The following is a 22979-nucleotide window of genomic DNA, read 5'->3' as shown; positions in this document are numbered from 1 at the left end:
AGTGTAACAGGAATAAAATCATCCGCGAATAGCTGCATTTTTTAGATATTCTGTTACTCTGCGATTATAAAGCCAGCAACCGTATTAATCTAATGAAAGCGACATATACCTTACAATTAAAACAACTATTAATCAGCACCGTATTGTTGTGTGCATTAGCTGGCTGTGGCCAAAGCGGCCCGCTGTACTTACCCGAGCAGCCTGCTGAACAAAAGCAGCCAACTGACATTCCTAACAAACAAACACCCGCCGAGCAACAACAGGAGCAGTAAATGGATTTTTTTAATTATAAAAACAACCAACTATTTGCTGAAGATGTCAGCGTAGCAACCATTGCACAGCACTATGGTACGCCGTGTTATGTGTATTCCAGAGCCACGTTTGAACGCCATTATTTAGCGTTTGCTAATGCGACTCAAGATCACAAAAGCCTAGTGTGTTATGCCGTTAAAGCAAATTCAAATATTGCGGTGTTAAACATATTGGCACGACTTGGAGCGGGTTTTGATATTGTCTCAAAAGGCGAATTAGCACGGGTGATAAAAGCCGGAGGCGCTGCTAACAAAGTGGTATTTTCTGGGGTTGCTAAAACGGCTGACGAAATTGCTTATGCGTTAGAGTTAGGCATTAAATGTTTTAATGTTGAGTCAATTTCAGAGCTTGAGCGCATTTCAGAAGTGGCCTGCGAGCTTAATTTAGACGCGCCAATTTCTATTCGTGTTAATCCCGATATTGATGCCAAAACACATCCGTATATTTCTACTGGACTTAAAGAAAATAAGTTTGGTATTGGAATCGAGTCTGCATTAAGTGTGTATCAACATGCGGCATCATTACCTGGCTTAACGATTGTTGGCGTAGATTGCCATATTGGCTCACAGCTTACACAAACCAAACCGTTTTTAGAGGCGCTTGATAAACTACTGGCATTAATTGATGAATTAAAAAATGCAGGTATTGAGCTAAGCCATTTAGATATAGGTGGAGGCCTTGGAGTAACCTACGACGACGAACAACCTCCACACCCAAGTGAATATGCAGCACAAGTAACGCAGCGCCTTGCAAATTACCGTCACCTAGAACTGATTTTTGAGCCCGGGCGAGCCATTGCCGCAAACGCGGGGATTTTAGTAACACAAGTTGAGTTTATTAAACAAAACCAAGACAAGTATTTTGCGATTGTAGATGCGGGTATGAACGACATGTTACGCCCATCACTGTATCAAGCATGGCAAAAAATTATTCCTGTATCAGTGCGTGATGACGAAACACCTACCCACAACTATGACGTGGTTGGCCCGGTGTGTGAAACCGGTGACTTTTTAGGTAAAGACCGACCACTGGCACTCAAACAAGGTGATTTGTTAGTACAGCGAAGCGCTGGAGCCTATGGTTTTACCATGAGCTCAAATTATAACTCACGTCCACGAGTTGCCGAAATAATGGTCGATGGTGAGCAACATCACCTTATTCGCGAACGCGAAACTATCGAAAGCTTATACCAAGGTGAGAAAGTTTTACCATAAACGTTTTTGCCAACTAGCTGCTCTGTGGCATGATTAGCACAGAGCAAAACCGAATTAGAGCGCTATGTTAGTTAATTTTTCCAAAATGCACGGCTTAGGTAACGACTTTGTTGTGATTGATAACATTACACAAAACGTTTTTTTATCCCGTGATCAAATCAAAAAGCTGGCCGATCGCCATTTCGGCATTGGGTTTGACCAACTACTGATGGTTGAAGCCCCTTACTCACCCGATCTCGATTTTCACTATCGTATTTTTAACGCTGACGGCCACGAAGTAGAACAATGTGGTAACGGTGCGCGCTGCTTTGCCCGCTTTGTACGCATGAAAGGCTTAACCAATAAACATAAAATCAGCGTGTCGACTAAGTCTGGTAATCTCACCCTGTATATTGAAAAAGACGGTCAAGTAACCGTTAATATGGGTCACCCTAATTTTGAGCCAAATAAAATTCCACTCAAAGCAACCAAACGTGAGCTGACTTATATTATTCGCGCAGAAGAGCATACCGTTTTTAGTGGTGCCGTATCTATGGGTAACCCTCATTGCGTAATGGAAGTAGACGATATAGAAACAGCCCAAGTGGATACCCTAGGCCCGTTGCTTGAAAACCATGAGCGTTTTCCACAACGCGCGAACATTGGCTTTATGCAGGTTATCTCTCAAGAGCACATTAAACTCAGAGTATGGGAGCGTGGTGTAAGCGAAACACTTGCTTGCGGTACCGGCGCGTGTGCTGCCATGGTGATTGGTTTTATCCAAAATAAGCTCACCAGTACAGTACAAGTTGATTTACCCGGCGGTAGCTTACAAGTGCGCTGGAGTGGCGAGGGCCATCCAGTGCGTATGACAGGTCCCGCTGAACATGTATTTGATGGGCAAGTTGCACTATGAGTGAATTAACTAAACAGCAAGTAATAGATTACTTACAACAGCATCCTGATTTTTTAATTGAGCAACCTAAGCTGTTAGCGCAACTTGAGTTACAACAGCAAGTACAGGGTGCTACTTCATTAGTGCATATTCAGCAGCGCCAATTACGCGAGCACAATACACAGCTAAAAAATCAAATAGACAGCATGAGCAAAAATGCGACCCAGAATGAACTGGTTTATCGTTTATTTAGCCAATGTCACCGACAGCTGTGGAGTAATTACGACTTTAATACACTGGCCAGTAACTTACGCAATATTATTTGTATGAGCCCGACTATTAATGAATGCAAACTCGTTAGATACGATAATGCCTTTGAAGAGTTAGTAAAGCATAGACTGTCAGATAGTAATCATTATTTAGGCCGTGTAAATCAGCAAGAACGCGACTTACTCTTCAACAATGATACCCAATCGACCGCACTTTATTTAATTGGTGAGCCGAGTAACCCCTACGCAATTTTGGCTTTTGGCAGCCACGATGAAAACCACTTTGAGCCCTCACAAGATAACTTATTTGTATTAGATTTTGTGCGCTCATTGCAAATACGGTTACTGGAACTGGCATGAGCGATAACGCGCCAAATATAAGCGACTTAAGCGATAGCTGGCGTACACCCATTACATTATTTAGTGATTACTTAAAATTTGAACGTCAATATTCAGCGCACACCGTTAATCAGTATGTCAGCCAATTAGGTTTTGCCGCCTTGTATTTTAATAAACTGTGCGACAATTGGTTTGCGGTACAAAGTGAGCATATTCGTCGTTACAGTATGGCACTGCGGACAAAACAATTAAGTGGCAGAACAATCAGCTTAAAATTAAGCTGCATACGTAGTTTGTATAAATTTTTAAAAGCAAAAAATATTACTGAGCAAGCGCATTACCATAATCCGGCACAGGGCATAAAAGGCCCTAAATTTGCGCGGCCTTTACCTAAAAACCTTGATGTTGACCAAATGGCTCGTTTACTCGAAATACCCGATGATGATCCACTTGCCATTCGTGATAAAGCGATGATGGAACTGATGTATTCATCAGGCTTACGCATTAGTGAGTTAGTTGGCGCTAACATGCAAGATATAAACACTCGTAGCGGTGAAATATTAGTGCGGGGCAAAGGCGCAAAAGAACGCCTAATACCGGTTGGCTCTAAAGCACTTGAGGCGTTAAACAATTGGCTAGCAGTTCGCCCACTATTTATGGGCTCAGATGAACATGCAGTATTTTTGAGTAGCAAAAAAAGCCGTATTTCTGTACGCCAAGTTCGTTTGCGTATGCAAGAATGGGGGATAAAGCAAGGTATTAGCTCGCAAGTTCATCCGCATAAATTACGCCACTCATTTGCGTCGCATATTTTAGAGTCGTCTGGGGATTTACGAGCAGTGCAAGAGTTATTAGGCCACAGTAGTTTATCTGCAACCCAAGTTTATACTCATTTAGATTTTCAGCACTTAGCCAAGGTGTACGATAACACCCACCCACGTGCTAAAAAAAGAACCGATTAGAGCAGCAACTATGATCCGATTTAATCGCGCAATTTCTCCTTTTTCTGTGCTAAGTTTTGACTTAGACGATACCTTGTACGATAACCGCCCTATCATAACCGCAGCCGTTCAGGCGCAAATTGATTATTTAAATGCGCTACCAGGCTACAAAAAACAAGGACCACAGTTTTGGCAGCAATGCCGTGAACTCGCGGCACTACAGCAGCCAGAACTTATTGATGACGTCACACAATGGCGTAAGCATACCTTGCGCTTAGTGTTGTCTGAATTAGGTTTTAAAGGTGATGAAATAGAGCATCATGTACATAAGGCGTATCAAGCATTTGCTGATGAGCGAAGCAATATTACGGTGAGCGAAGACGTACTAATATTGCTTGATAAACTAAGTCAACACTACAAATTGATTGCCATTACTAACGGTAATGTAGAGGTTGATCGATTTAATTTAAAAGATAAGTTTGAACTGGTGTTACAAGCAGGCTTGCATGGTAAAGCTAAACCACACACAACATTATTTGATCAAGCCGCAACACATTTACGTATCAAAAACAGCGATATTTTGCACATAGGTGATAGCCTTGATAGCGATGTGCAAGGTGCTAACAACGCTGGCTGTCAGTCTGTATGGCTGAATAATCAAGCACAAACTTATGCCTACAAAGGGCTGGCTGATATTGAAATAACCAACATTCATGCGTTAACCCATTTAATATAACCTATGCTTGTTTTACTAATAATATAAGTTAGAGTTAGTTAATTAACTCCATATTATAATAACAAGGACAGCGTATGACGCTCACAGATTATTTAACAACGCTCGCAGATGAGCCAAAAAGTATTAGCTTTGCTGATACTATGGCCGTTATTGATGAGCACTATACTTTTACAGCATGCAGCTTCAGTAACCATGGGTTATTAAGTTCTGCGAGTGAAAATAACGGTTCGTGCAAAATTTTTGCATTTGCTAAGCTCAACGGTCTTAGTAAACAAAATACCTTAGATTGTTTTGGTAAATTTTACCGTGAAGATGTACTAGACAACCCAAGTGCCGATGATCACATGAATATTCGTACGTTTATGTTAGCGCCCGAGGCAACACCGTTTTTAGGCATTAGCTTTGATGGCACGCCTTTAACCACAAAAGAGTAATATTCAAATCAGCATTATTTAGCCTCTACCAGCGGCTTTTCCATAAAGTAGCGCGTACCGCTGAGCGGATAATTATTTAATTGATATTTAACCTGATAACCACGCTTTTCATAGAAAGGCTTGGCTTGAAAGTCTAGGGTGTCAAGCTGAGCCTGAACGGCACCCATTTCAATTGCTGCATTTTCAAGTGATGTTAATAACGAATCAGCCAAGCCATTGCCTCGTGCCGATTCAGCACACCACAACCAACTTATTAGCAGCCAATTGCCAAATACATGACCACTTATACCGGCAACTAATTCATGCTGTTTATCGAGATATTTAAAGCCGAGAGCTTGGCGCTCTGCGTCGAAGTGTTGAGCATTAAACTCAAGCATATTAACACGCAGTGCTTGGTTTAATTGCTCAGTATTTTCTGCCTGCAATAGGTACATTAGCTATTCCAAATTGACCTATTTTAGCAAATACCTAATGTTAAAACAGGTTATTTTGTCCAAAGGGAACTTCAAGCATATTACTAGAAATTTTTTCCGGTTGACCACACATTTCATCATAAGCGCTGGTATGCCTGAGCATCATTTGCGCGTAGGCAATGTCTTCAAAGCGTTTTTGAATATGTAATGGGCTGACTGCCTTTACAAATTCACCATCACTTTCTTGTACATAGTATTCAACATTATTAATGACAACAGACACTTGATACAAGGCCATTTCCAGTGAATGAACCACCACTTTTTGTAATGGCTGATGCTTTTTTAGTTCTGAAAATTGAATACCCATATTAACCTACCTACTGTTAAATTAACTGTCCAAGTAATCAATACGCAGCTTTGCTATAATTGCGATCAGATTTTTTTAATTACGCGCTATCATGGATACAAAAATTCGACTCGCAAAGTACATAGCGCATGCCGGTGTTTGCTCACGCAAGCAGGCCTCGCGTTTGATTGACGAAGGTGTGGTCATGGTTAATAATCGCCCCGCAAATCATATTGATCATGTGGACGAAAACGACAGTGTCATTGTTAATGGCCAAGCCATTAAAGGCCCTGCCGATTTAGTCTACTTTGCTTATCACAAACCAGTAGGAATTGATTGTAAACTCAATCAGCACGACCCAAGCAGCCTTATTCATCATTTACCGCAACTAACACGGGTATACCCTATTGGTCGCCTTGATAAAGACTCACGCGGATTGCTTATTTTGACCAATGATGGAGATTTTTGTAACCAGCTGATCCACCCTGACTTTCATCAGCCTAAACGCTATTTAGTAACCGTCAATAAACCTTTAGATGAGAATTTTTGCGAAAAAATGGCTGCAGGCGTCCCTGTCGATAAGCAAATGACTTTGCCGTGTGAGGTGACTAAAATCACTGACAATCAGTTTAGTATTATTTTAAAACAAGGACTAAATCGACAAATTCGTAAAATGGCGCATTACTGTGGTTACAAAGTGATTGATTTATACCGCGTACAAATAAGTGAATTACTGTTAGACCATTTAAATTTACCTGAAAACCAGTTTATAAAAATTAATAAAAGCGACATTTTAGGCTAACAAGCTCACGCTACCCCCCTCACTTTAATGCGATTAAAAAATATAAAATAAACTTGCAAAAATAGATTACAAGTGTAGTCTTAAATTAAAGATTACACTTGTAGGCAATAAAATGATCGAATTATCAAAAGCAGAATTTAAAGTACTCGATGCGCTATGGATTAGCTACCCCGCTAATGCCAGCCAAATTATTGAGCGCTTGAGTGATGATAAACAATGGCACGAAAAAACCATTAAAACCTTACTAGGTCGATTAGTTAAAAAAGGAGCGCTTAGCTTTGAAAAAGAAGGCCGCCAATATATTTACACCCCCTGTATAAATCGTGCTGATTACACCCAAAAAGAAAGCCAGAACTTTATTGAGCGTTTTTTTAGTGGCCGTATAGCTCCGTTGGTAAGTGGTTTTGCGAAATCAGAAAAACTCTCTCAACAAGATATAAACGAGCTTAAAAAAGTCATAGATGACTGGGAAAAAAACCAAAAGTAAGGGATTCTCATGGTTATTCAAACAAGCTTTAATTGGCTAATAGAGCAACAGCTATTATTGAGTCTGTTGTTTGCAGGATTTGTTTTACTTGAGCGCTTTGGCTTAAAAGCAATTGGTTCGCAGCTTATTTATAAATTAGTGTGGTTAATACCAGCCTCGCTGCTTATCGCTAATTTACCCAATGCAATTAGGCCATTACAAAACAGTCCAATTAGTCATTATATCATTACACCTAATCAACCATTAATAAGCACTATTAGTATTAACTGGGCGCTATTTTATGTAGTTATTACGGCACTGCTTTTATTCGTCACTTGGATTATTCACCACCGATTTGTAAGCAACCTACAGCTTTGTGAAGTAACAAATTTACAAGCAGAAATAAGCTCAGGGGTAAAAACCTTTACTAGTCATCAAGTGGCAACACCTATGGTAATTGGGGTACTAAATAGCAAGCTAGTTTTACCACACAACTACAATACTCTGTTTGATAAAGCCACATTGGCGCTTATTTTAGAGCACGAAAATGTGCATATAAAACGCAAAGATAACCTAACAAATGCGCTGCTATTACTGGCTACAATTTTAATGTGGTTTAACCCTTTAGCTTGGATGGCATACGCAAGCTGTAGACGTTTGCAGGAGCTAACTTGTGATGAACGGGTACTAAGTAATAAAACCACACAGCAACAAATTTTATACAGCAAAGCCTTAGTAAACTGCGCTGCCAATGCGCCAGCGGGTCTGATGGCTTATTCACACTACGGAGATAAAAAAACCATGTTACAACGACTTACTAATATCAAACATAACGGCGCACATTCGCGCCTAGCAAAAGGAAGCGCGTTACTTATAGCAGCAAGCTTGCTCAGTGGCTTAGCAGTAGCAAAGCAACCTGAAGCATCAGCTAAAAAAGAAACATCTATCGCTCCCGTAATGCGAATCGAACCGCTTTACCCAAAACAAGCGGCGGAACAAGGCATTAGCGGTTCAGTGGTATTAAAATACGACATAACCCCAGCAGGCAAAACAGCTAACATTACTGTTGTAAAAGCTGAACCAGAAGCAGTCTTTAACAAAGAAGCAAAAAGAGCACTGATGCAATGGCAATATACACCTTCATCAATGGGACAACAAAACGTACTAATACAACTTGATTTTGCACTCAACAGTACAGTTACAAAAAGTGATTTAATAGAGCGAGTTAACATATCGCATTAATGGGAATAAGTGTTTAAGACTATAAAGCAAGCACCCTTTTAGGCTGCTTGCTTTGTGGTTTTTGCTTATTCTCGTTATAAACTGACGGCGATCATGCCAATAGCGGTTCCCATGCCTACCAGCCAAGTGATCGAGCGAATAATATCGAGGTTTAAATAATAAAAAGTACAAAATAAAATACGCGCTACAATATGCGTCATCGCTAAAGTTTCGGTTACGGCATTAACATTGTTTGTGCCTAATACAGCAGCCAAAGCAACGGCAAAAACCGCTAACGATTCAAAACAGTTTTGATGAGAAGCCAGCGCCCGTGCTCCGAGTCCTGTAAGTTGTGTTTGTTGTTGCCGCGGATGTTTATTATCGTAACCACCGAGCTTATTCATTTCTATAATAGCTGGGATTCTTGCAACGTAAGGCATAGTCACTGCCATTAAGGCGCAAACTAATAAAGTTGTCATTATCATTCTCAAGTTATTTTTTATAACTCAAAATAACACAGCAAATAGAAAAAAGCCGCCAAATATGAATAACCTGAGTTCTGGCGGCTAGTAGTAACATCCCAGACACTATAGCCGATTTAAGCAGTGCGTCACTGTGGCAAATTGTCGCAGGTGATGAATATTCATTATGCCTTTTTGATGGTCGCTTTCATGTCACAGTACTGCTAAATTACTCCTCCGCTTATTGTATGTTGTTTAAGATGATTTGGATTTTACTGACTATTTTTGCTGCATTTATGCAGTCATGGCGCAATGCTCTGCAAAGTAAATTAAGCACTCATGTGAGCATTGCTGGCGTTACATTAGCCCGCTTTATTATGGCAAGCCCTATTGCTGGGCTGTATTTATATGCGCTTTATTATTACCAAGATGCTCCCTTTCCTTCATTCAACCCTTTATTTATTAGCTACATTATTGGTGCCAGCATAGTGCAAATTATTGCCACGGGACTCATGGTTAAATTATTTAAAATGAATAATTTTGCTGTAGGCGCCGGCCTAGCTAAAAGTGAAGCGCTTATGGCGGCCATACTCGGGTTACTGTTTTTTGGCTCAACGCTTTCATTACTTGGTTGGTTTGGCGTGTTTATTGGTGCAATTGCGGTATTGCTATTAAGTGGTATCGCCAATGTGAAACACTTTAGCTTAAAAACAGCATTAACAGGACTTGCCTGCGGCACTTCGTTTGCGTTGTCATCGTCATGGATCAGAGAAGCCAGTTTAAGCTCAGGTATAGCTTTTCCGTATGCGCCTGCATGGGTTTTATTGCTTGTTATTAGTTTACAAACACTGATGCTGTGTATTTATATTGCCTTAAAGGAACGCGATACATTTAAAACTATGTTTCAGCATAAGGGCATGACTTGTACGGTGAGTATATTTAGTTGCTTGGGATCAATAGGTTGGTTTAGCGCAATGAGCTTGCAACATGTTGCCTATGTAAAAACGCTCGGCCAGATAGAAGTATTTTTTACGATATTGATTGCTGTTTTATGGTTAAAACAACCGCTAAAACGCCAAGATAGCGCTGGGCTATTATTGATTGCAGTGGCTGCGATATTGGTAATGCTGCCGAGCAGCTAAAAAAGCGCAGGTATCAACCTGCGCTTGTTTAATCTAACAATTAATGACTAATTTTTAAGGTGATGACACCACAAATAATCATTAACACACCAGCAATACGACCAAACGTGGCGGCATCACCGTAAAATAATATACCCACTAAAAACGTACCAGCAGCACCAATACCCGTCCATACTGCGTACGACGTGCCCATAGATATTTGCTTTTGCGCCAACCACAACATAAAGCCGCTCGCGACCATAAACGCAATGGCAATCGCGATGCCCTGCCAACGAGTTTCAGGGGTTTGAGAAATTTTTAACCCTATAGGCCAGCCAATCTCAAGTAACCCAGCAATAATTAAATACATCCACGCCATTAAATATCTCTCTTTTTCAATATCACTTCATACAAATCGTGACGGCGGTCTTTTAAGTTACGCACTGTCCCTTCACTGTGAAGAATTTTTAACTTATCCATATCTAAGTCGCTAAATAATAACATTTCTGTATTGGTGGTGGCTTCATTTAGTGTGGCATCGTGCGGAAATGAAAAGTCCGATGGGGTTAGTACCGCCGACTGTGAAAACTGCACATCTAAGCTTTCTACTTCAGGTAAGTTACCCACAGAGCCTGCAATAACCACATAACATTCGTTTTCAATGGCACGTGCTTGGGCACAATGGCGTACACGCAAGTAACTATTTTTAGTGTCAGTCCAAAATGGCACAAATAAAATATCCAAACCTTGGGTGGCCAAAATACGTGACAACTCAGGAAATTCGACATCATAACAAATTTGAATACCTACACGGCCTGCATCTGTATCGAATACAGCAATTTTATCACCGCCTTGGATCACCCAATCGTTTTGTTCATGCGGGGTAATATGAATTTTACGTTGCTCGTCTATTTTACCGCTGCGATGGCATAAATAACTAACGTTATATATTTTATCGTCTTCGGCAAGCGGCATTGAGCCGGTAATAATGTTGGCGTTGTATTCTATCGCCATACGCGACATGGCGTTTTTAAAGGTCTCAGTGTATTCGGCTAAATACCGAATTGCCTCGGTTTGGTTACTTTGTTCAGTTAATCCCATCAATGGCGCATTAAAAAACTCAGGGAATAAAATAAAATCGCTTTTGTAATCAGATACCGTATCAACAAAGTATTCAACTTGCTTAAGCATTTCTTCAACCGATTCAACACAGCGCATTTGCCATTGCACAGCTCCTACGCGCACGATTGATTTAGTTGACTCAATAACGGTGTCGGTTGGCTCATACATAATGTTATTCCACTCAAGTAATGTGGCATAACCGACCGACTCCTGATCTTCAGGTAAGTATTTTTTTAATAATCGTTTAACCTGAAAGTCATTGGCTAATTGAAAACTGAGTATGGGGTCATACAGCTCTTTTTGATCGACCTTAGCAATGTATTCCATCGGGGTCATTTCACTGCTGTGATTGTAATAACGCGGAATACGGCCACCCGCTAAAATAGCGCGTAAATTATACTGACGGCACAATTCTTTTCGCGCATCATATAAACGGCGTCCTAAACGCATGCCACGGTATTGTTCACTAATAGCAACATCCAAACCGTATAAAGCATCCCCTGTGGTGTCGCTAAATACTCGGTCGTGGCCATCGGCAATATCTTCATAGGTATGCGGGTTTGAAAAACGCGCATAATCTACCTGTACACTCAGCGCTAAACCCACCAGCACGCCGTCATCCACAATACCGATTTGCCCTTCAGGGAACTGATCTATGAGTCTAAAAATAGTATGGCTTGGCCATGCGCCGCCTAGGTCGGGGTAAGCTTCGTCCATCAAGGTTTTAATTTGTGGGTATTGTTCTCGGGTTAAGTTACAAATTTCAAGATGGGTTTTTTCTGCCGACATACGCAACTCCTTGGGGCATGTAAGAATCAAAAAAGCTGAACACATGCTCAGCTTTATTAGGTTTATGCGTTTTTATTCGCGCTTTGCGCTACTTTAAACTGCGATAAAAAAGTGTGGTTACCCGCTCTTTAGGTAACCAATTAGCATATTCAAGGCCAAGTTCTGACAATGGATCTGCTTTAAGTACCTGCTCTAAACTGGCGTCATTTTGCATTGCTTTTAGCATAACATCTTTCGCTTTTTGCACCAGCTTACGATACGTGATCAGTCCTGAACGGTCACTTAGCGGGCCATGACCAGGAATAACTTGGGTTTTATCATCAACCTGATTAATCACATCATCAACCGCCGCTAAAACACCATCAACGCTACCCCCACTGTCTACATCAACAAACGGTAGGCTGCCAAAGTTAAAGTAAATATCGCCCATGTGCACAATATTATCATTATTGAAAAAAATCACCGCATCGCCATCGGTATGGGCATGTTGATAATGCACAACATGCGCTTGCTCATTATTAAAGTGCAGTGTTAAATCATCACCAAAACTAATTCGTGGTAGGTAATCCGACCCTTCGCCATGTTTTTCTTTTAGGCGTTTATGTACATTATTGTGGGCAATAACATGGGCTCCGGCTTTAGCAAAGTTTTCGTTACCACCGGTGTGATCGCCATGATGATGAGTGTTAATTACAAACTCTGCACTGCCTGGCTTTAAGTCGCTAATGGTTTTTTTAATATCGTCTGAGAGTTTGGCAAACTGATCATCAATGATATATATGCCATCATCCCCTACGCTGGCTGCAATGTTGCCACCTTGTCCGTATAGGACGTATACATGCTCGCTCAGTTGCTTAGCTGTAACTGGATTGTCATCCGCAGCCGCGTAGTTGCTTAGTAGTAAAGTCGTTATTAATGCCGGTAGTAATTTTTTCATTGTTGTAACCCTATAATTAATAATCATGGTTATAAAACGTGATAGCAACTTATTTAGCTCACTCTGCATCCAAAGCTAGTCGCTCATAGGCACTATTTCAATTTGATGCATGAATGTTTGCGGTAACAATGGGGTGTGCTTTCCTTCTACATATTCATCAAAACCGGCTCGATAAAACTCAGAAAGCGGGTGCCCTGATTGCCCTCCAGGCACTGTTAAAATGGCACTTTCTAAATGTCCAGGTTGGGCAATAAATCGCTGCGATGCGCCAAAACTGGTTTTTTGTACGGCAGGCATATAGCTATCACCAAACCCTGGAGCGGTAGGCATATTTAGTAGCTTACTCAATAGAGGTATTTGTTTAGCAAATGGGTGTTCAATCGCTAATTCGTTTACTTTACCCCATTGCCAGTTTTGAATGTTATTACCAAACTTTGCTGTTAACTGCGCGAGAGTTTGCTCAAAAGCTGCCTGTAATTGCTGCTCCCAATTCGTAAATTGCGGGTTAACCCAACTTGCTGGCTGCGCTTTTATTAACTGCCAAACAGCGGGCTCTAAATCGCGTTTTACATAACTTAATGTACCATCCTGCTGATTGAGACTGGCTTCAATACTACTAAATAAAATATTTATTAGTTCATCACGATACGTCTTAACTAAAGTATAACCAACGGAGGTTGAGCAGGCGCATTGCTGCCAGTTATCCAATGCATTGATATAATCTGCATAGTGTTCTGGCTGCTGTTTTAACTGCTCAAGTAATAAGCCATGCCAAGGAGTTAAAAAGCGCGCTTGATTGTCTAACTGTAATTGATAAAAGTCACCTTCGTTAAACTGCTGCTTTTCAAACAACCGATCGCGAATTTGCATCGCACGAGCACCTAAGGCATAGCCGCCATTACCAAAACGTGCATTATCCTCAGCAGAGACCACTCGCGAATTCCCTGTCCACAAGCGCCCACTCTCAGGGTTTTTAACAAACGGGCGAATAACTTCATTTTGCTGCCAAGTTGCTGAATATTCATTTTCATTAATGGCAAATTCACTAGGTGCTGTTCGTGCAGGAATACCGCCCATGTGTTTCCAAGCGGCACTGCCTTGACTATCTACCACCATTAAGTTTTGTACCGGAATACCCACGTTACTTGCAATATTAAGGGCATCATCCACTGTTTCAGCCTGCTCAAGCTGTAACAATTGCATATCAACGGCATACGGCTGATGCGCAGCCCAACTTAAGGCATAAGGCTGATTGTTAATGTATTTAACAGGGCCATACTCACTTAGCGTTAAGGGATAGATTTCATCGTTGCCATTATCCAAGGTAATTACTTCATTTACTTGCCATGTTTTACTGCTATCAGTTAATGCAATCCAGTCGGCTGTATCTATATAGCCATTAGTAAATCCCCATGCAATTTTATTATTACTGCCAACCACAATGGCAGGTGCTCCTGGTAACGAAACACCGGTTACCTGATACGCTTGATTGTTATGAGTGTAATTAAGCTGCGCTCGATACCAAATAACCGGCACCGCCATTGATAAGTGCATATCATCTGAAAGCATCGCAGCTTGAGTATTAGTTAAATCTGCGGTCACTGCCCAGTTATTACTGCCTACTTCTAAATTAGCAGTAATGCTTTTAATCGCCGCTAATGGCTGCGTTGGTAACTGAGGTATAGTTTGAGAATAAGGTGTTAAAACACTGCCATCTAATGCTGCTTGGTATTGGCTTGGTTGGGTTAAAAATTCAACCATTTTTGCGCCGTATTGCTGCTGTATTTGAATTAAAGCTTGGTCGCGCTCAAAGGTCGCAGTTTGTAAATCTAAATACATGCTAAAAATAACTAACAGACTATCTTCGCTTTGCCATGGTTGTTGCTCAGCCCCTGTAAGTAGGTATTCAAAACTTGGGTACCCTACTTGCGCAAGTCCTTCGTTTACCCCTTGTGCATAGCTTTTTAGTAGTTGCTTATCGGCTTCAGGGAGAGTTTTTAAAATTGTTTGGCTACGTTTACGTAATTGATGAAAGCGCATTTTTTTATCAAGAGCGAGCGCGGCTTTACCAAATAGCTCACTGAGCTCACCTGCGGCATTACGTCTAAGTAAATCCATTTGAAAAAAGCGGTCTTGCCCGTGAGCATAACCTAAGCCATAGGCAGCATCGTGGCGAGTTGCTGCAGTAATAACAGCTTGGCCAAGCGTATCTCGAGCAACTTTAACTGGCTGCGTTACCGAATCGCTTCGGCCTTTACCATCAAGAGTAGGTAAACTTAGAGTCAACACGCCGTATACAATAGCAGTCCCCCCTAGCGCTAAAATCACAACAATTAATAGCAACCGTTTGATTACTTTAAACATAAACATACCCTTCAACTTTTTCAATAAACTATTATTAGCATATATTCATAATCGTTCTATTAAAAACGCTACGAAAAGCGGGTAAAGGGTGAAATAAACATCAAAATCCACGATAATACACAGTTCATGTATTGTGCAGACCTAGTTGAGATCAAAATGACTGAAAAAACATTTATTAAAGGTAAAGACCGCGATTTAGAATCGTCTATCTCTACCATGCAAAACAAGCTAAAAGCGCTAAATATTAATATTGAAGAAGCGCTATGGCTTAACCCTGTAGCAAACTGTTATTCAGTTCATATAAAAGATAGCGACTGTGGTGTGATGTTTACTAACGGTAAAGGTGCTACTGATAAAGCCTCTATCGCTTCTGCGCTAGGTGAATATTTTGAGCGTTTAAGCTGTAACTACTTTTTTGCTGATTTTTACTTAGGTGAAGAATTTGCCAATGGTGACTTTACTCATTACCCGAACGAAAAGTGGTTTAAAGTAGCAGAAGATGAAGTACCACAAGGGATTATGGATGAAAGCTTATGGGATTACTTCGACCCTGAGCGTGAATTAACTGCCTCACACCTTTATGATTTTAATTCTGGTAATTTTGAGCGTGGTATTTGTACTGTGCCTTATACCCGCCAGCGCGACGGCCAAGATATTTATATTCCGGTGAACGTGATTGGTAATATTTTTGTTTCTAATGGTATGAGTGCTGGTAATACTAAATTTGAAGCCCGTGTACAGGGGTTATCTGAAGTATTTGAGCGCGCCATTAAAAATCGCATTATTGCTGAAGGTATTAGCTTACCAATCGTGCCTGAAGATGTGGTAAAACAATACCCTAAAATTCATGAAGCCTGTGAAGAGTTGCGTAGCCATGGCTTCCATTTACGTATTGCAGATGCCTCACTTGGCGGTAAATACCCTGTAATGAGTGTTACGCTAATCAACCCAGTGGATGGCTCTGTATTTGCCTCTTTTGGTGCTCATCCTTCATTTGAAGTGGCACTTGAACGTACGGTAACTGAGCTACTGCAAGGTCGTCGCCTAGATCAACTAGACGTATTTCAACCTGCCACTTTTGACAACGACGAAGTAGCCACACCTGAAAACATTGAACTGCACTTTATTGATTCAAGCGGTTTAATTTCTCATGACTTTTTCCGTTCTGAAGCAGACTTTGAATTTGTACATTGGGACTTTAGTGGTTCAACTGAGCAAGAATATAACTTCTGTACTGATTTAATTCACAGCATGGGCCATGATATCTACATCATGGATTACACCCACTTAAATGTGTATGCATGTCGTATTTTAGTGCCTGGTATGTCTGATATTTATCCGGTAGATGAGCTTATTTGGCGTAATAACAACGAAGGGGCTAAATTCCGCGAAACTTTCTTATCACTTGATCAGTATGATACTGAGCAACTGATGGAAATTTACGATAACCTCGAAGAAGCTGGTCACAGCGATATTATTCGCGCTGCTGAATTCATTGGCTTAGCAACCGATGCCGATACGCCTTGGCATACTCTACGTATTGGTGAACTGAAAGCACACTTATGCTTAGCCGCAGGCAGCGAAGAAGCGATTGATTGGGTTGACTGGATTTTACATACCGGCCAAGTTAATGAAGACGCGATGCGTCATTTCCGTTGTTTAAAAGCTATTTTAGAAATTAAATACGATGACGAACGTGAATATGCAAGTTACCAAGACGCCTTAGGGCTTATGTTTGGCGCTAATAATGTCACCCTTGCAATTGAGATTGCAGAAGGTCGGACACGCTTTAACGGCTTAACTTTCCCAGGTTTATCGCTTGAAGGCTTTAAAAAGCACGCCGCATTACTGGATGGCTACCGCAAGTTACATGTTGCGAAACAGAAGCATTGGGCACGCGAAGTTAGTGACTCATAATATCTAAACGTGTATATAGTTAAAAAGAAAATGGCGCATATTTAACTGCGCCATTTTTGTTTCTAGTGTTAGTTAGCTATAGTTAAGCTTTCTATATTAACAATTTAATTACACCCTATGTGGCAACAACGCAAAAGTAAACGCACATCCATTTATAATTTTAAGCTTACCTTTTTATTTGCAATCAGTTTACTTGTAATAACTAGCTTAGTGCTTGAGCGGCTTAATTATAATCGGGCAAAAGATGCTTACCGTTTACAAGTCCTTTCTCAAGTCAGTGCCTACAGAGCCCAGCTTGAAGCTACTTTGGTATCAAATATTCAGTTAATACGTGGCTTGGCTGTAGCCGTTGCTGCTGAGCCAAATTTAAGCCAAACACGTTTTGGGCAAATTGCCGCCCCACTGTTTAACACCTCTAACGAACTACGCAATATTGGTGCTGCACCTAATATGGTCATCACAATGACCTACCCGCTTAAAGGGAATGAAAAAGCCATTGGACTCAATTTTTTAGAAAATAAAGCGCAACGCGATGATGCTATTAAAGCACGCGATACTAATACCATTGTAATGGCTGGACCGCTCACGTTAGTTCAAGGCAATGAAGCTTTGATTGCACGAGTGCCGGTTTATTTACCTGAAGACCAATCTTTTTGGGGGCTGCTTTCTGTGGTGCTCGATCTAGAAAAAGTCTATAACAACGCAGGGATTTTCGAATTACAAAAAAAATACACCGTTGCCATTCAAGGACGTAACGGGTTAGGTAAGCAAGGTGAGTTTTTCTTTGGTGACCCAGAAATTACAAGCCAAAATCCGCTTGAGTTTAATCTAAATTTCCAAGGCGGTGCTTGGCAGCTCTATGTAGTGCCAAAAACAGGTTGGCAGCCAGCATCGTCGTCTGTCTGGCCATTACGTATTGTTATTAGTGTTATTTTAAGTTTGCTTATTTTTGCGTTTTTATTGTTTTTAAAAATGCTCAATAGAGAACACGAAAACGAAAAAATGCTCGAGGTAATGAGTAACCTAGCTCAAGTAGGCGCATGGTCATTTGATTTAGAAAAAAAACAGGTATTTTGGTCAGACATGACCAAAAAGATATTTGAATACCCTTTAGATGAGCAACCTAAATGGTCATCCGATTTATATTACTTTAAAGAGGGAAAAAGCAGAGATAAGGCGGCTGAACTGATCACTAAAGCGGTTAAATACGGTGAAAGTTACGAGGCTGAACTTGAAGTTATTAATGCCAAAGGCGAAGTAATTTGGGCACTCATACATGGTGAAGCAGAGCATAAAAATGGACGCTGCATCAGAATATTCGGCTCATTACAAAATATTGATGCCCGTAAAAAGGTAGCAATAGAAGATCAAAAAATAGCCCGCTTTAACGAAACTTTAGCGTCGCTAACAATTAGCGACCACATATTAAATGGTAAATTAAGCGAATCTAAAGAGCTAATTACTCGTGCGGTGTGTCGTGCACTTAAAGTGAATACAGTAAGCATTCGCTTGTTTGATAAGCATAAAACTCAGCTGAGTCCTATTGCAAGCTATAGCCAAAATAACAGTGATAATAATACCCCTTGGCGCCAGCAAGACATTCCTGATTTTTTTACCACCCTAGAAAAGAAAGCCGTTTTTAGCGCCCAGAATGCTCAACAACAAGCTTGCCTCGCACCCTTAGCAAAAAGCTACCTAGAACCTTCATCTATAAAAGCAATGCTCTGTGTAATGATCCCCGCAGGCAGCGGATCAATTGGTGTTGTATGCGCAGAACAAGCAAGCGTTAGAGCATGGACGCAAAACGAAGAAGGTTTTTTAATTGCAATCGGCGCACTAATAGGAAGTCTTTACTCTAGTGAACAGCGCATAGAAACGGAAGCAGAACTAGTAATGGCAAAAGAAGCCGCTGAACAAGCGGTGATCGCTAAAAGTGAGTTTTTAGCCAGCATGAGTCATGAAATTCGCACCCCGATGAATGGGGTGTTAGGTATGCTTAATATCATTCAGGCGACCTCACTTGATCAGCAACAACGTCATCATATTAAACTTGCCCAGTCGTCAGCAGAATCTTTATTAGGGATTATTAATGATATTTTAGACTTTTCTAAAATAGAGGCTGGTAAGTTAGACATAGAAAGCATTCAATTTAATCTACCACAATTACTCGGCGAAATTGTGGAGTCGTTTGCGCTCAAGGCCGAAAGCAATAACACCCAATTGATTTTAGATACTACGCATGTAAGCACCAGTGAGATTGTGTGCGACCCAAATAGATTGCGACAAATTTTAAATAATTTGATTGCCAATGCCGTTAAATTTACTCAAAACGGACAAGTACTAGTAACCGCTACTATAGAAAAAACTCTCGCCAATACGACTTTAGAATGTGCGATTATTGATACCGGCATTGGTATTAGTTTAGAGAAGCAAAAACAGTTATTTGATTCTTTTACTCAAGCTGATGCATCAACAACCCGCCAATATGGCGGCACCGGTTTAGGCTTGGCAATAGTTAAGCAGCTGTGCGAACTCATGGGAGGCGAAGTAAGTGTATATAGCCTACCCAATGAAGGCAGCACCTTTACTTTTTCAGTCAACATTACCTCAGTGATAGACCAAGCATTTGATTTAGATTGCCAACATATACAAGCAAAGCGAATACTCATTGTTGATAATAGCGAGATGAGTGCCACCATCATCGAAAAGCAATTAACGTTATGGGGCGCAGATGTCAGTGCTGTGTGTGATTACAAAGAGGTTGAAACTTATATAACTAATAATCAACAAACACCGCCGGATGTGGCAATTATTGACACAAGCTTTTTGGAGCCTGTAGCACACCCCTTGGCTGAAAAGTTGAAACATTTTTTAGTGAACAGTCATATTCTGATTATGGCTCCAATGAGCTATTCAAAAAGCAATTTATTTTATGGAAACAATGAAGCAGCCTTAATTTTTAAACCACTCACCGCTATTGGTTTGTATGACACGCTGGTAAAAGTAACATTGGCAGCACAGCCCAAAGAGTTAGCGCTCCCTCCAGCGATTAATACACCTAAAAAAGCGAAAGGCCATGTGTTGTTAGTAGAGGATAACAAAGTAAATCAAGTAGTTGCCTGTGCATTATTAAAACAAGCCGAGCTCACTTTTGATATTGCAGAGGATGGCGAGGATGCACTAACGAAATTAAACCAAGCAAACGCAAACACTTATCAACTTATTCTAATGGATTGCCAAATGCCTATTATGGATGGATACCAAGCTACCATGGCTATTAGAGAGGGCCTCGCGGGTCTAGAGAATCAAACCATCCCCATTATTGCACTAACGGCTAATGCAATGCGCGGAGATAAAGACAAATGTTTAAGTGCCGGTATGAACGACTATTTAAGTAAACCTCTCGATGGCCCTGCTATGCATGCTAAATTGCAACAATGGCTTAGCGCTAAATAACAGTGTAAGCTTAAAATAGAATCGATGAAGTAAGGGATATTATGCAGTTATCAGTTGAACAACAAAGAGTTATTGGCTGTTTCTTGGAAAAGCAAACAACAACGCCTGAACATTACCCACTATCATTAAATGCCTTAACGAATGCCTGTAATCAAAAATCAAATCGCGCTCCTGTGCTCGAATTAAGCCAACAGCAAGTTCAGGCTACCATTGCAGAATTAATCGACTTACGCTTGGTAACAGAAGATGAAGGTCTTAGTGGACGTGTATCTAAATACGACCATCGCTTTTGTAATACACAATTTAGCCACTTACAATTTAACGCACAACAACGCGCCATTATATGTTTATTATTATTGCGGGGAGCTCAAACACCCGGTGAATTAAAAACCCGTTGCGCTCGCTTAGCTGACTTTACCAGTATTGACGACGTTGAAATATCGCTTGAACAATTGATTGAAAACAGCCATGTTAAAAAACTACCTCGCGAATCTGGTAAGCGTGATAGCCGTTATATCCACTTATTTACAGTACCTTCTGCAGAAAACGATGAGCCAATAGCAACACAGACCATTACTGACGAGTTAAAGAATCAAGAGCTCAATGATCTACTTGCTGAAATTAACGAACTAAAAGCTCAACTTAAACAAATAAAAGAGTATATAGGGCTTTAATTGTGTAATTTGAAATCACATAATAGCTATTCTTTTTTGAGCATTAAAACTTTTTAACTTTAAGGAGCGGGCCATGCGCGCCGAAATTATGGCTGAAATGAAAGTTCAGCCTAGTATTGATGTTAACGCTGAAATTAAACGCCGAGTAAATTTTATTAAAGCACGTTTAAAAGCCGCATACTCAACTTCACTGGTACTAGGTATTAGTGGCGGTGTAGACTCATCAACCTGTGGCCGATTATGCCAACTTGCTATTAATGAGCTTAATCAAGAACACCAAGATACACAGTATCAATTTATTGCTGTGCGCTTACCGTATGGAGTGCAAGCAGATGAAAGCGAAGCACAAATGGCGGTTGATTTTATTAAACCCAGCACCCGTATGACAGTCAATATTCAGCCTGCAACCGACGCACTGCACGAGCAAACGATGGCAACTTTAGCTGGCAATAATCAGCCATTGCCAACACAAGAAAAAATAGACTTTATTAAAGGCAATGTGAAAGCACGCCAACGCATGATTGCACAATATGAAATTGCTGGGTTTTGCCAAGGGCTCGTTGTAGGTACCGACCATAGCGCCGAAAACATTACTGGTTTTTATACTAAGTTTGGCGATGGCGCCTGCGATTTAGCACCTTTGTTTGGTCTATCTAAACGTCAGGTTAGAGCATTGGCAACAGCATTAGGTGCACCTGCTTTGTTAGTTGAAAAAGCACCTACTGCCGATTTAGAAAGTGATAGACCAGGTTTAACTGACGAGGAAGCACTAGGCTTAAGCTATGAAGAAATTGATGACTTTTTAGAAGGTAAACCAGTCTCTGAGCATGTGGAGCAAACACTGATTGCAATTTACCAACGCACGCAGCATAAGCGCCAGCCTATTCCAACAATATACGATGCTTTTTAAATCAATATTATAAGTGTGATTTAACTGATCGAGCCGCTTATATTTTACGTAAAAATGGCGTGAAAATAAGTGGCTTAAATTTTAACGGTTAACCTTAACGCTTGCCAACAGAGAGTTTTATATTTTATGACCCCCCCTATTTTGATTACTGGTGCAGGACAACGTATAGGACTTGCGCTTGCACAGCATTTTATAGCCCAAGGGCAAGCGGTCATTATTACTTATCGTACCCGCCATAAAGCAGTAGATTTGCTAGAACAACAAGGGGCGATCTGTCTTTATGCTGACTTTAGTTCTGATGAGGGTATTAATACTTTTATTACATTACTTAAAGCACAGACTGACTCACTAAGCGCGATAATTCATAATGCATCAAGCTGGGACTGTGAAGCTAACAACCCTCAGTTTGAGCAGCTGTTTGACAATATGATGCGCATTCATGCAAAAACACCGTACTTGGTAAACTTACGCTGTGCAGATTTACTATTAAATTATCAGGCGTCTCATGCAAAGCCCGCTGACATTATTCATCTAACTGATTACGTAGTGGAAACTGGTAGCCCAAAACACTTAGCCTATGCGGCCAGTAAAGCCGCCTTGGATAACTTAACCAAATCATTTAGTGCTAAATATGCACCGAATATTAAAGTGAATTCAGTCGCACCATCATTAATTATTTTTAATCAACATGATGATGAGCAGTATCGCGCTAAAACTTTAAAAAAATCATTAATGGGTATCGAACCTGGATGCCAAGAAATTATCAATAGTATCGACCTACTACTGAACAGCCATTACATCACGGGCCGTGCTTTACCTGTTGATGGTGGTCGCCATCTTAAGTAAGTCATCTAAATAAAC

At 40.7% G+C, this 22979-nt stretch carries 23 protein-coding genes; 16 read left to right on the top strand and 7 right to left on the bottom strand.

Annotation, left to right across the window (positions count from 1 at the left end):
- Positions 1 to 92 precede the first annotated feature (92 nt).
- From lptM to ACNSN3_RS15335, 7 genes are all read left to right on the top strand, one after another.
- Positions 93 to 272, top strand: a complete 180-nt coding sequence (lptM, locus tag ACNSN3_RS15365; RefSeq protein WP_054202877.1) for an LPS translocon maturation chaperone LptM — start codon at positions 93 to 95, stop codon at positions 270 to 272.
- Positions 273 to 1526, top strand: coding sequence for a diaminopimelate decarboxylase (lysA, locus tag ACNSN3_RS15360; protein WP_054202878.1), 1254 nt, complete (start codon positions 273 to 275; stop codon positions 1524 to 1526).
- A gap of 64 nt (positions 1527 to 1590) precedes the next feature.
- A complete protein-coding gene (gene dapF / locus ACNSN3_RS15355) occupies positions 1591 to 2421 on the top strand; it encodes a diaminopimelate epimerase (protein ID WP_008109029.1) in 831 nt (276 codons plus the stop codon).
- Complete coding sequence (locus tag ACNSN3_RS15350) at positions 2418 to 3029, top strand: DUF484 family protein (RefSeq protein ID WP_010392634.1); 612 nt, start codon at positions 2418 to 2420, stop codon at positions 3027 to 3029. The genes dapF and ACNSN3_RS15350 overlap by 4 nt, the downstream gene beginning before the upstream one ends.
- Positions 3026 to 3970, top strand: coding sequence for a tyrosine recombinase XerC (locus ACNSN3_RS15345; protein ID WP_418608022.1), 945 nt, complete (start codon positions 3026 to 3028; stop codon positions 3968 to 3970). The genes ACNSN3_RS15350 and ACNSN3_RS15345 overlap by 4 nt, the downstream gene beginning before the upstream one ends.
- Positions 3971 to 3980: 10 nt before the next feature.
- On the top strand, positions 3981 to 4685 hold the full coding sequence (locus tag ACNSN3_RS15340) for an HAD-IA family hydrolase (RefSeq protein ID WP_076919936.1): 705 nt from the start codon (positions 3981 to 3983) through the stop codon (positions 4683 to 4685).
- Between the two features lie 74 nt (positions 4686 to 4759).
- Entirely contained in the window at positions 4760 to 5119 is a 360-nt protein-coding gene (locus tag ACNSN3_RS15335; RefSeq protein WP_010392629.1) for a HopJ type III effector protein, read from the top strand.
- A 14-nt stretch (positions 5120 to 5133) separates the two neighbouring features.
- On the opposite strand, the gene ACNSN3_RS15330 is transcribed toward ACNSN3_RS15335, so the two are convergent.
- Both ACNSN3_RS15330 and ACNSN3_RS15325 read right to left on the bottom strand, forming a co-directional pair.
- Positions 5134 to 5553, bottom strand: coding sequence for a GNAT family N-acetyltransferase (locus ACNSN3_RS15330; RefSeq protein ID WP_418608019.1), 420 nt, complete (start codon positions 5551 to 5553; stop codon positions 5134 to 5136).
- A 40-nt stretch (positions 5554 to 5593) separates the two neighbouring features.
- The gene (locus ACNSN3_RS15325) at positions 5594 to 5899 is read right to left on the bottom strand and encodes a DUF6482 family protein (protein ID WP_008109023.1); all 306 of its coding nucleotides are present in this window, start codon (positions 5897 to 5899) and stop codon (positions 5594 to 5596) included.
- A 91-nt stretch (positions 5900 to 5990) separates the two neighbouring features.
- Between ACNSN3_RS15325 and ACNSN3_RS15320 the strand changes: the two genes are divergently transcribed.
- The 3 genes from ACNSN3_RS15320 to ACNSN3_RS15310 all read left to right on the top strand — a co-directional run bounded on the left by ACNSN3_RS15320 (position 5991) and on the right by ACNSN3_RS15310 (position 8388).
- On the top strand, positions 5991 to 6680 hold the full coding sequence (locus ACNSN3_RS15320; protein ID WP_418608017.1) for a pseudouridine synthase: 690 nt from the start codon (positions 5991 to 5993) through the stop codon (positions 6678 to 6680).
- A gap of 112 nt (positions 6681 to 6792) precedes the next feature.
- A complete protein-coding gene (locus tag ACNSN3_RS15315) occupies positions 6793 to 7167 on the top strand; it encodes a BlaI/MecI/CopY family transcriptional regulator (RefSeq protein ID WP_418608015.1) in 375 nt (124 codons plus the stop codon).
- Positions 7168 to 7176: 9 nt separating this feature from the next.
- Positions 7177 to 8388: a M56 family metallopeptidase gene (locus ACNSN3_RS15310; protein ID WP_418608013.1), complete on the top strand. Its 1212-nt coding sequence runs from the start codon at positions 7177 to 7179 to the stop codon at positions 8386 to 8388.
- Positions 8389 to 8462: 74 nt separating this feature from the next.
- Here ACNSN3_RS15310 and ACNSN3_RS15305 read toward each other — a convergent pair whose 3' ends face one another.
- Complete coding sequence (locus tag ACNSN3_RS15305; RefSeq protein ID WP_418608011.1) at positions 8463 to 8846, bottom strand: MAPEG family protein; 384 nt, start codon at positions 8844 to 8846, stop codon at positions 8463 to 8465.
- Between the two features lie 242 nt (positions 8847 to 9088).
- Between ACNSN3_RS15305 and ACNSN3_RS15300 the strand changes: the two genes are divergently transcribed.
- Positions 9089 to 9970 carry a DMT family transporter gene (locus tag ACNSN3_RS15300; protein WP_138595980.1) on the top strand — a complete coding sequence of 294 codons (882 nt, stop codon included), beginning with the start codon at positions 9089 to 9091 and terminating at the stop codon, positions 9968 to 9970.
- 40 nt (positions 9971 to 10010) lie between these two features.
- Here ACNSN3_RS15300 and ACNSN3_RS15295 read toward each other — a convergent pair whose 3' ends face one another.
- The 4 genes from ACNSN3_RS15295 to ACNSN3_RS15280 all read right to left on the bottom strand — a co-directional run bounded on the left by ACNSN3_RS15295 (position 10011) and on the right by ACNSN3_RS15280 (position 15161).
- Positions 10011 to 10328, bottom strand: coding sequence for a DMT family transporter (locus tag ACNSN3_RS15295; RefSeq protein WP_010392612.1), 318 nt, complete (start codon positions 10326 to 10328; stop codon positions 10011 to 10013).
- Positions 10328 to 11860, bottom strand: coding sequence for a bifunctional GNAT family N-acetyltransferase/carbon-nitrogen hydrolase family protein (locus tag ACNSN3_RS15290; protein WP_010392609.1), 1533 nt, complete (start codon positions 11858 to 11860; stop codon positions 10328 to 10330). Before ACNSN3_RS15290 ends, ACNSN3_RS15295 begins: the two co-directional genes overlap by 1 nt.
- Before the next feature lie 88 nt (positions 11861 to 11948).
- The gene (locus ACNSN3_RS15285; protein WP_418608008.1) at positions 11949 to 12797 is read right to left on the bottom strand and encodes an MBL fold metallo-hydrolase; all 849 of its coding nucleotides are present in this window, start codon (positions 12795 to 12797) and stop codon (positions 11949 to 11951) included.
- A 75-nt stretch (positions 12798 to 12872) separates the two neighbouring features.
- Positions 12873 to 15161, bottom strand: a complete 2289-nt coding sequence (locus ACNSN3_RS15280; RefSeq protein ID WP_418608006.1) for a penicillin acylase family protein — start codon at positions 15159 to 15161, stop codon at positions 12873 to 12875.
- A gap of 156 nt (positions 15162 to 15317) precedes the next feature.
- On the opposite strand from ACNSN3_RS15280, the gene ycaO reads away from it, so the two are divergent.
- The 5 genes from ycaO to folM all read left to right on the top strand — a co-directional run bounded on the left by ycaO (position 15318) and on the right by folM (position 22964).
- Positions 15318 to 17078, top strand: coding sequence for a 30S ribosomal protein S12 methylthiotransferase accessory factor YcaO (gene ycaO, locus ACNSN3_RS15275; protein WP_054202887.1), 1761 nt, complete (start codon positions 15318 to 15320; stop codon positions 17076 to 17078).
- Positions 17079 to 17195: 117 nt separating this feature from the next.
- On the top strand, positions 17196 to 20534 hold the full coding sequence (locus ACNSN3_RS15270) for an ATP-binding protein (protein WP_418608004.1): 3339 nt from the start codon (positions 17196 to 17198) through the stop codon (positions 20532 to 20534).
- Positions 20535 to 20575: 41 nt separating this feature from the next.
- Positions 20576 to 21208, top strand: a complete 633-nt coding sequence (locus tag ACNSN3_RS15265) for a YceH family protein (RefSeq protein WP_418608003.1) — start codon at positions 20576 to 20578, stop codon at positions 21206 to 21208.
- A 73-nt stretch (positions 21209 to 21281) separates the two neighbouring features.
- Positions 21282 to 22118, top strand: coding sequence for an ammonia-dependent NAD(+) synthetase (gene nadE, locus ACNSN3_RS15260; protein ID WP_054202890.1), 837 nt, complete (start codon positions 21282 to 21284; stop codon positions 22116 to 22118).
- A 126-nt stretch (positions 22119 to 22244) separates the two neighbouring features.
- Positions 22245 to 22964, top strand: coding sequence for a dihydromonapterin reductase (gene folM / locus ACNSN3_RS15255; protein ID WP_008468539.1), 720 nt, complete (start codon positions 22245 to 22247; stop codon positions 22962 to 22964).
- The last annotated feature ends 15 nt before the right edge of the window (positions 22965 to 22979 follow it).

This window comes from Pseudoalteromonas sp. US3C1004, assembly GCF_048401065.1.
Lineage (GTDB): Bacteria > Pseudomonadota > Gammaproteobacteria > Enterobacterales > Alteromonadaceae > Pseudoalteromonas > Pseudoalteromonas undina.
Note: the sequence above shows the minus strand (reverse complement) of the source record. Positions and strands in the feature narration are given on the sequence as shown.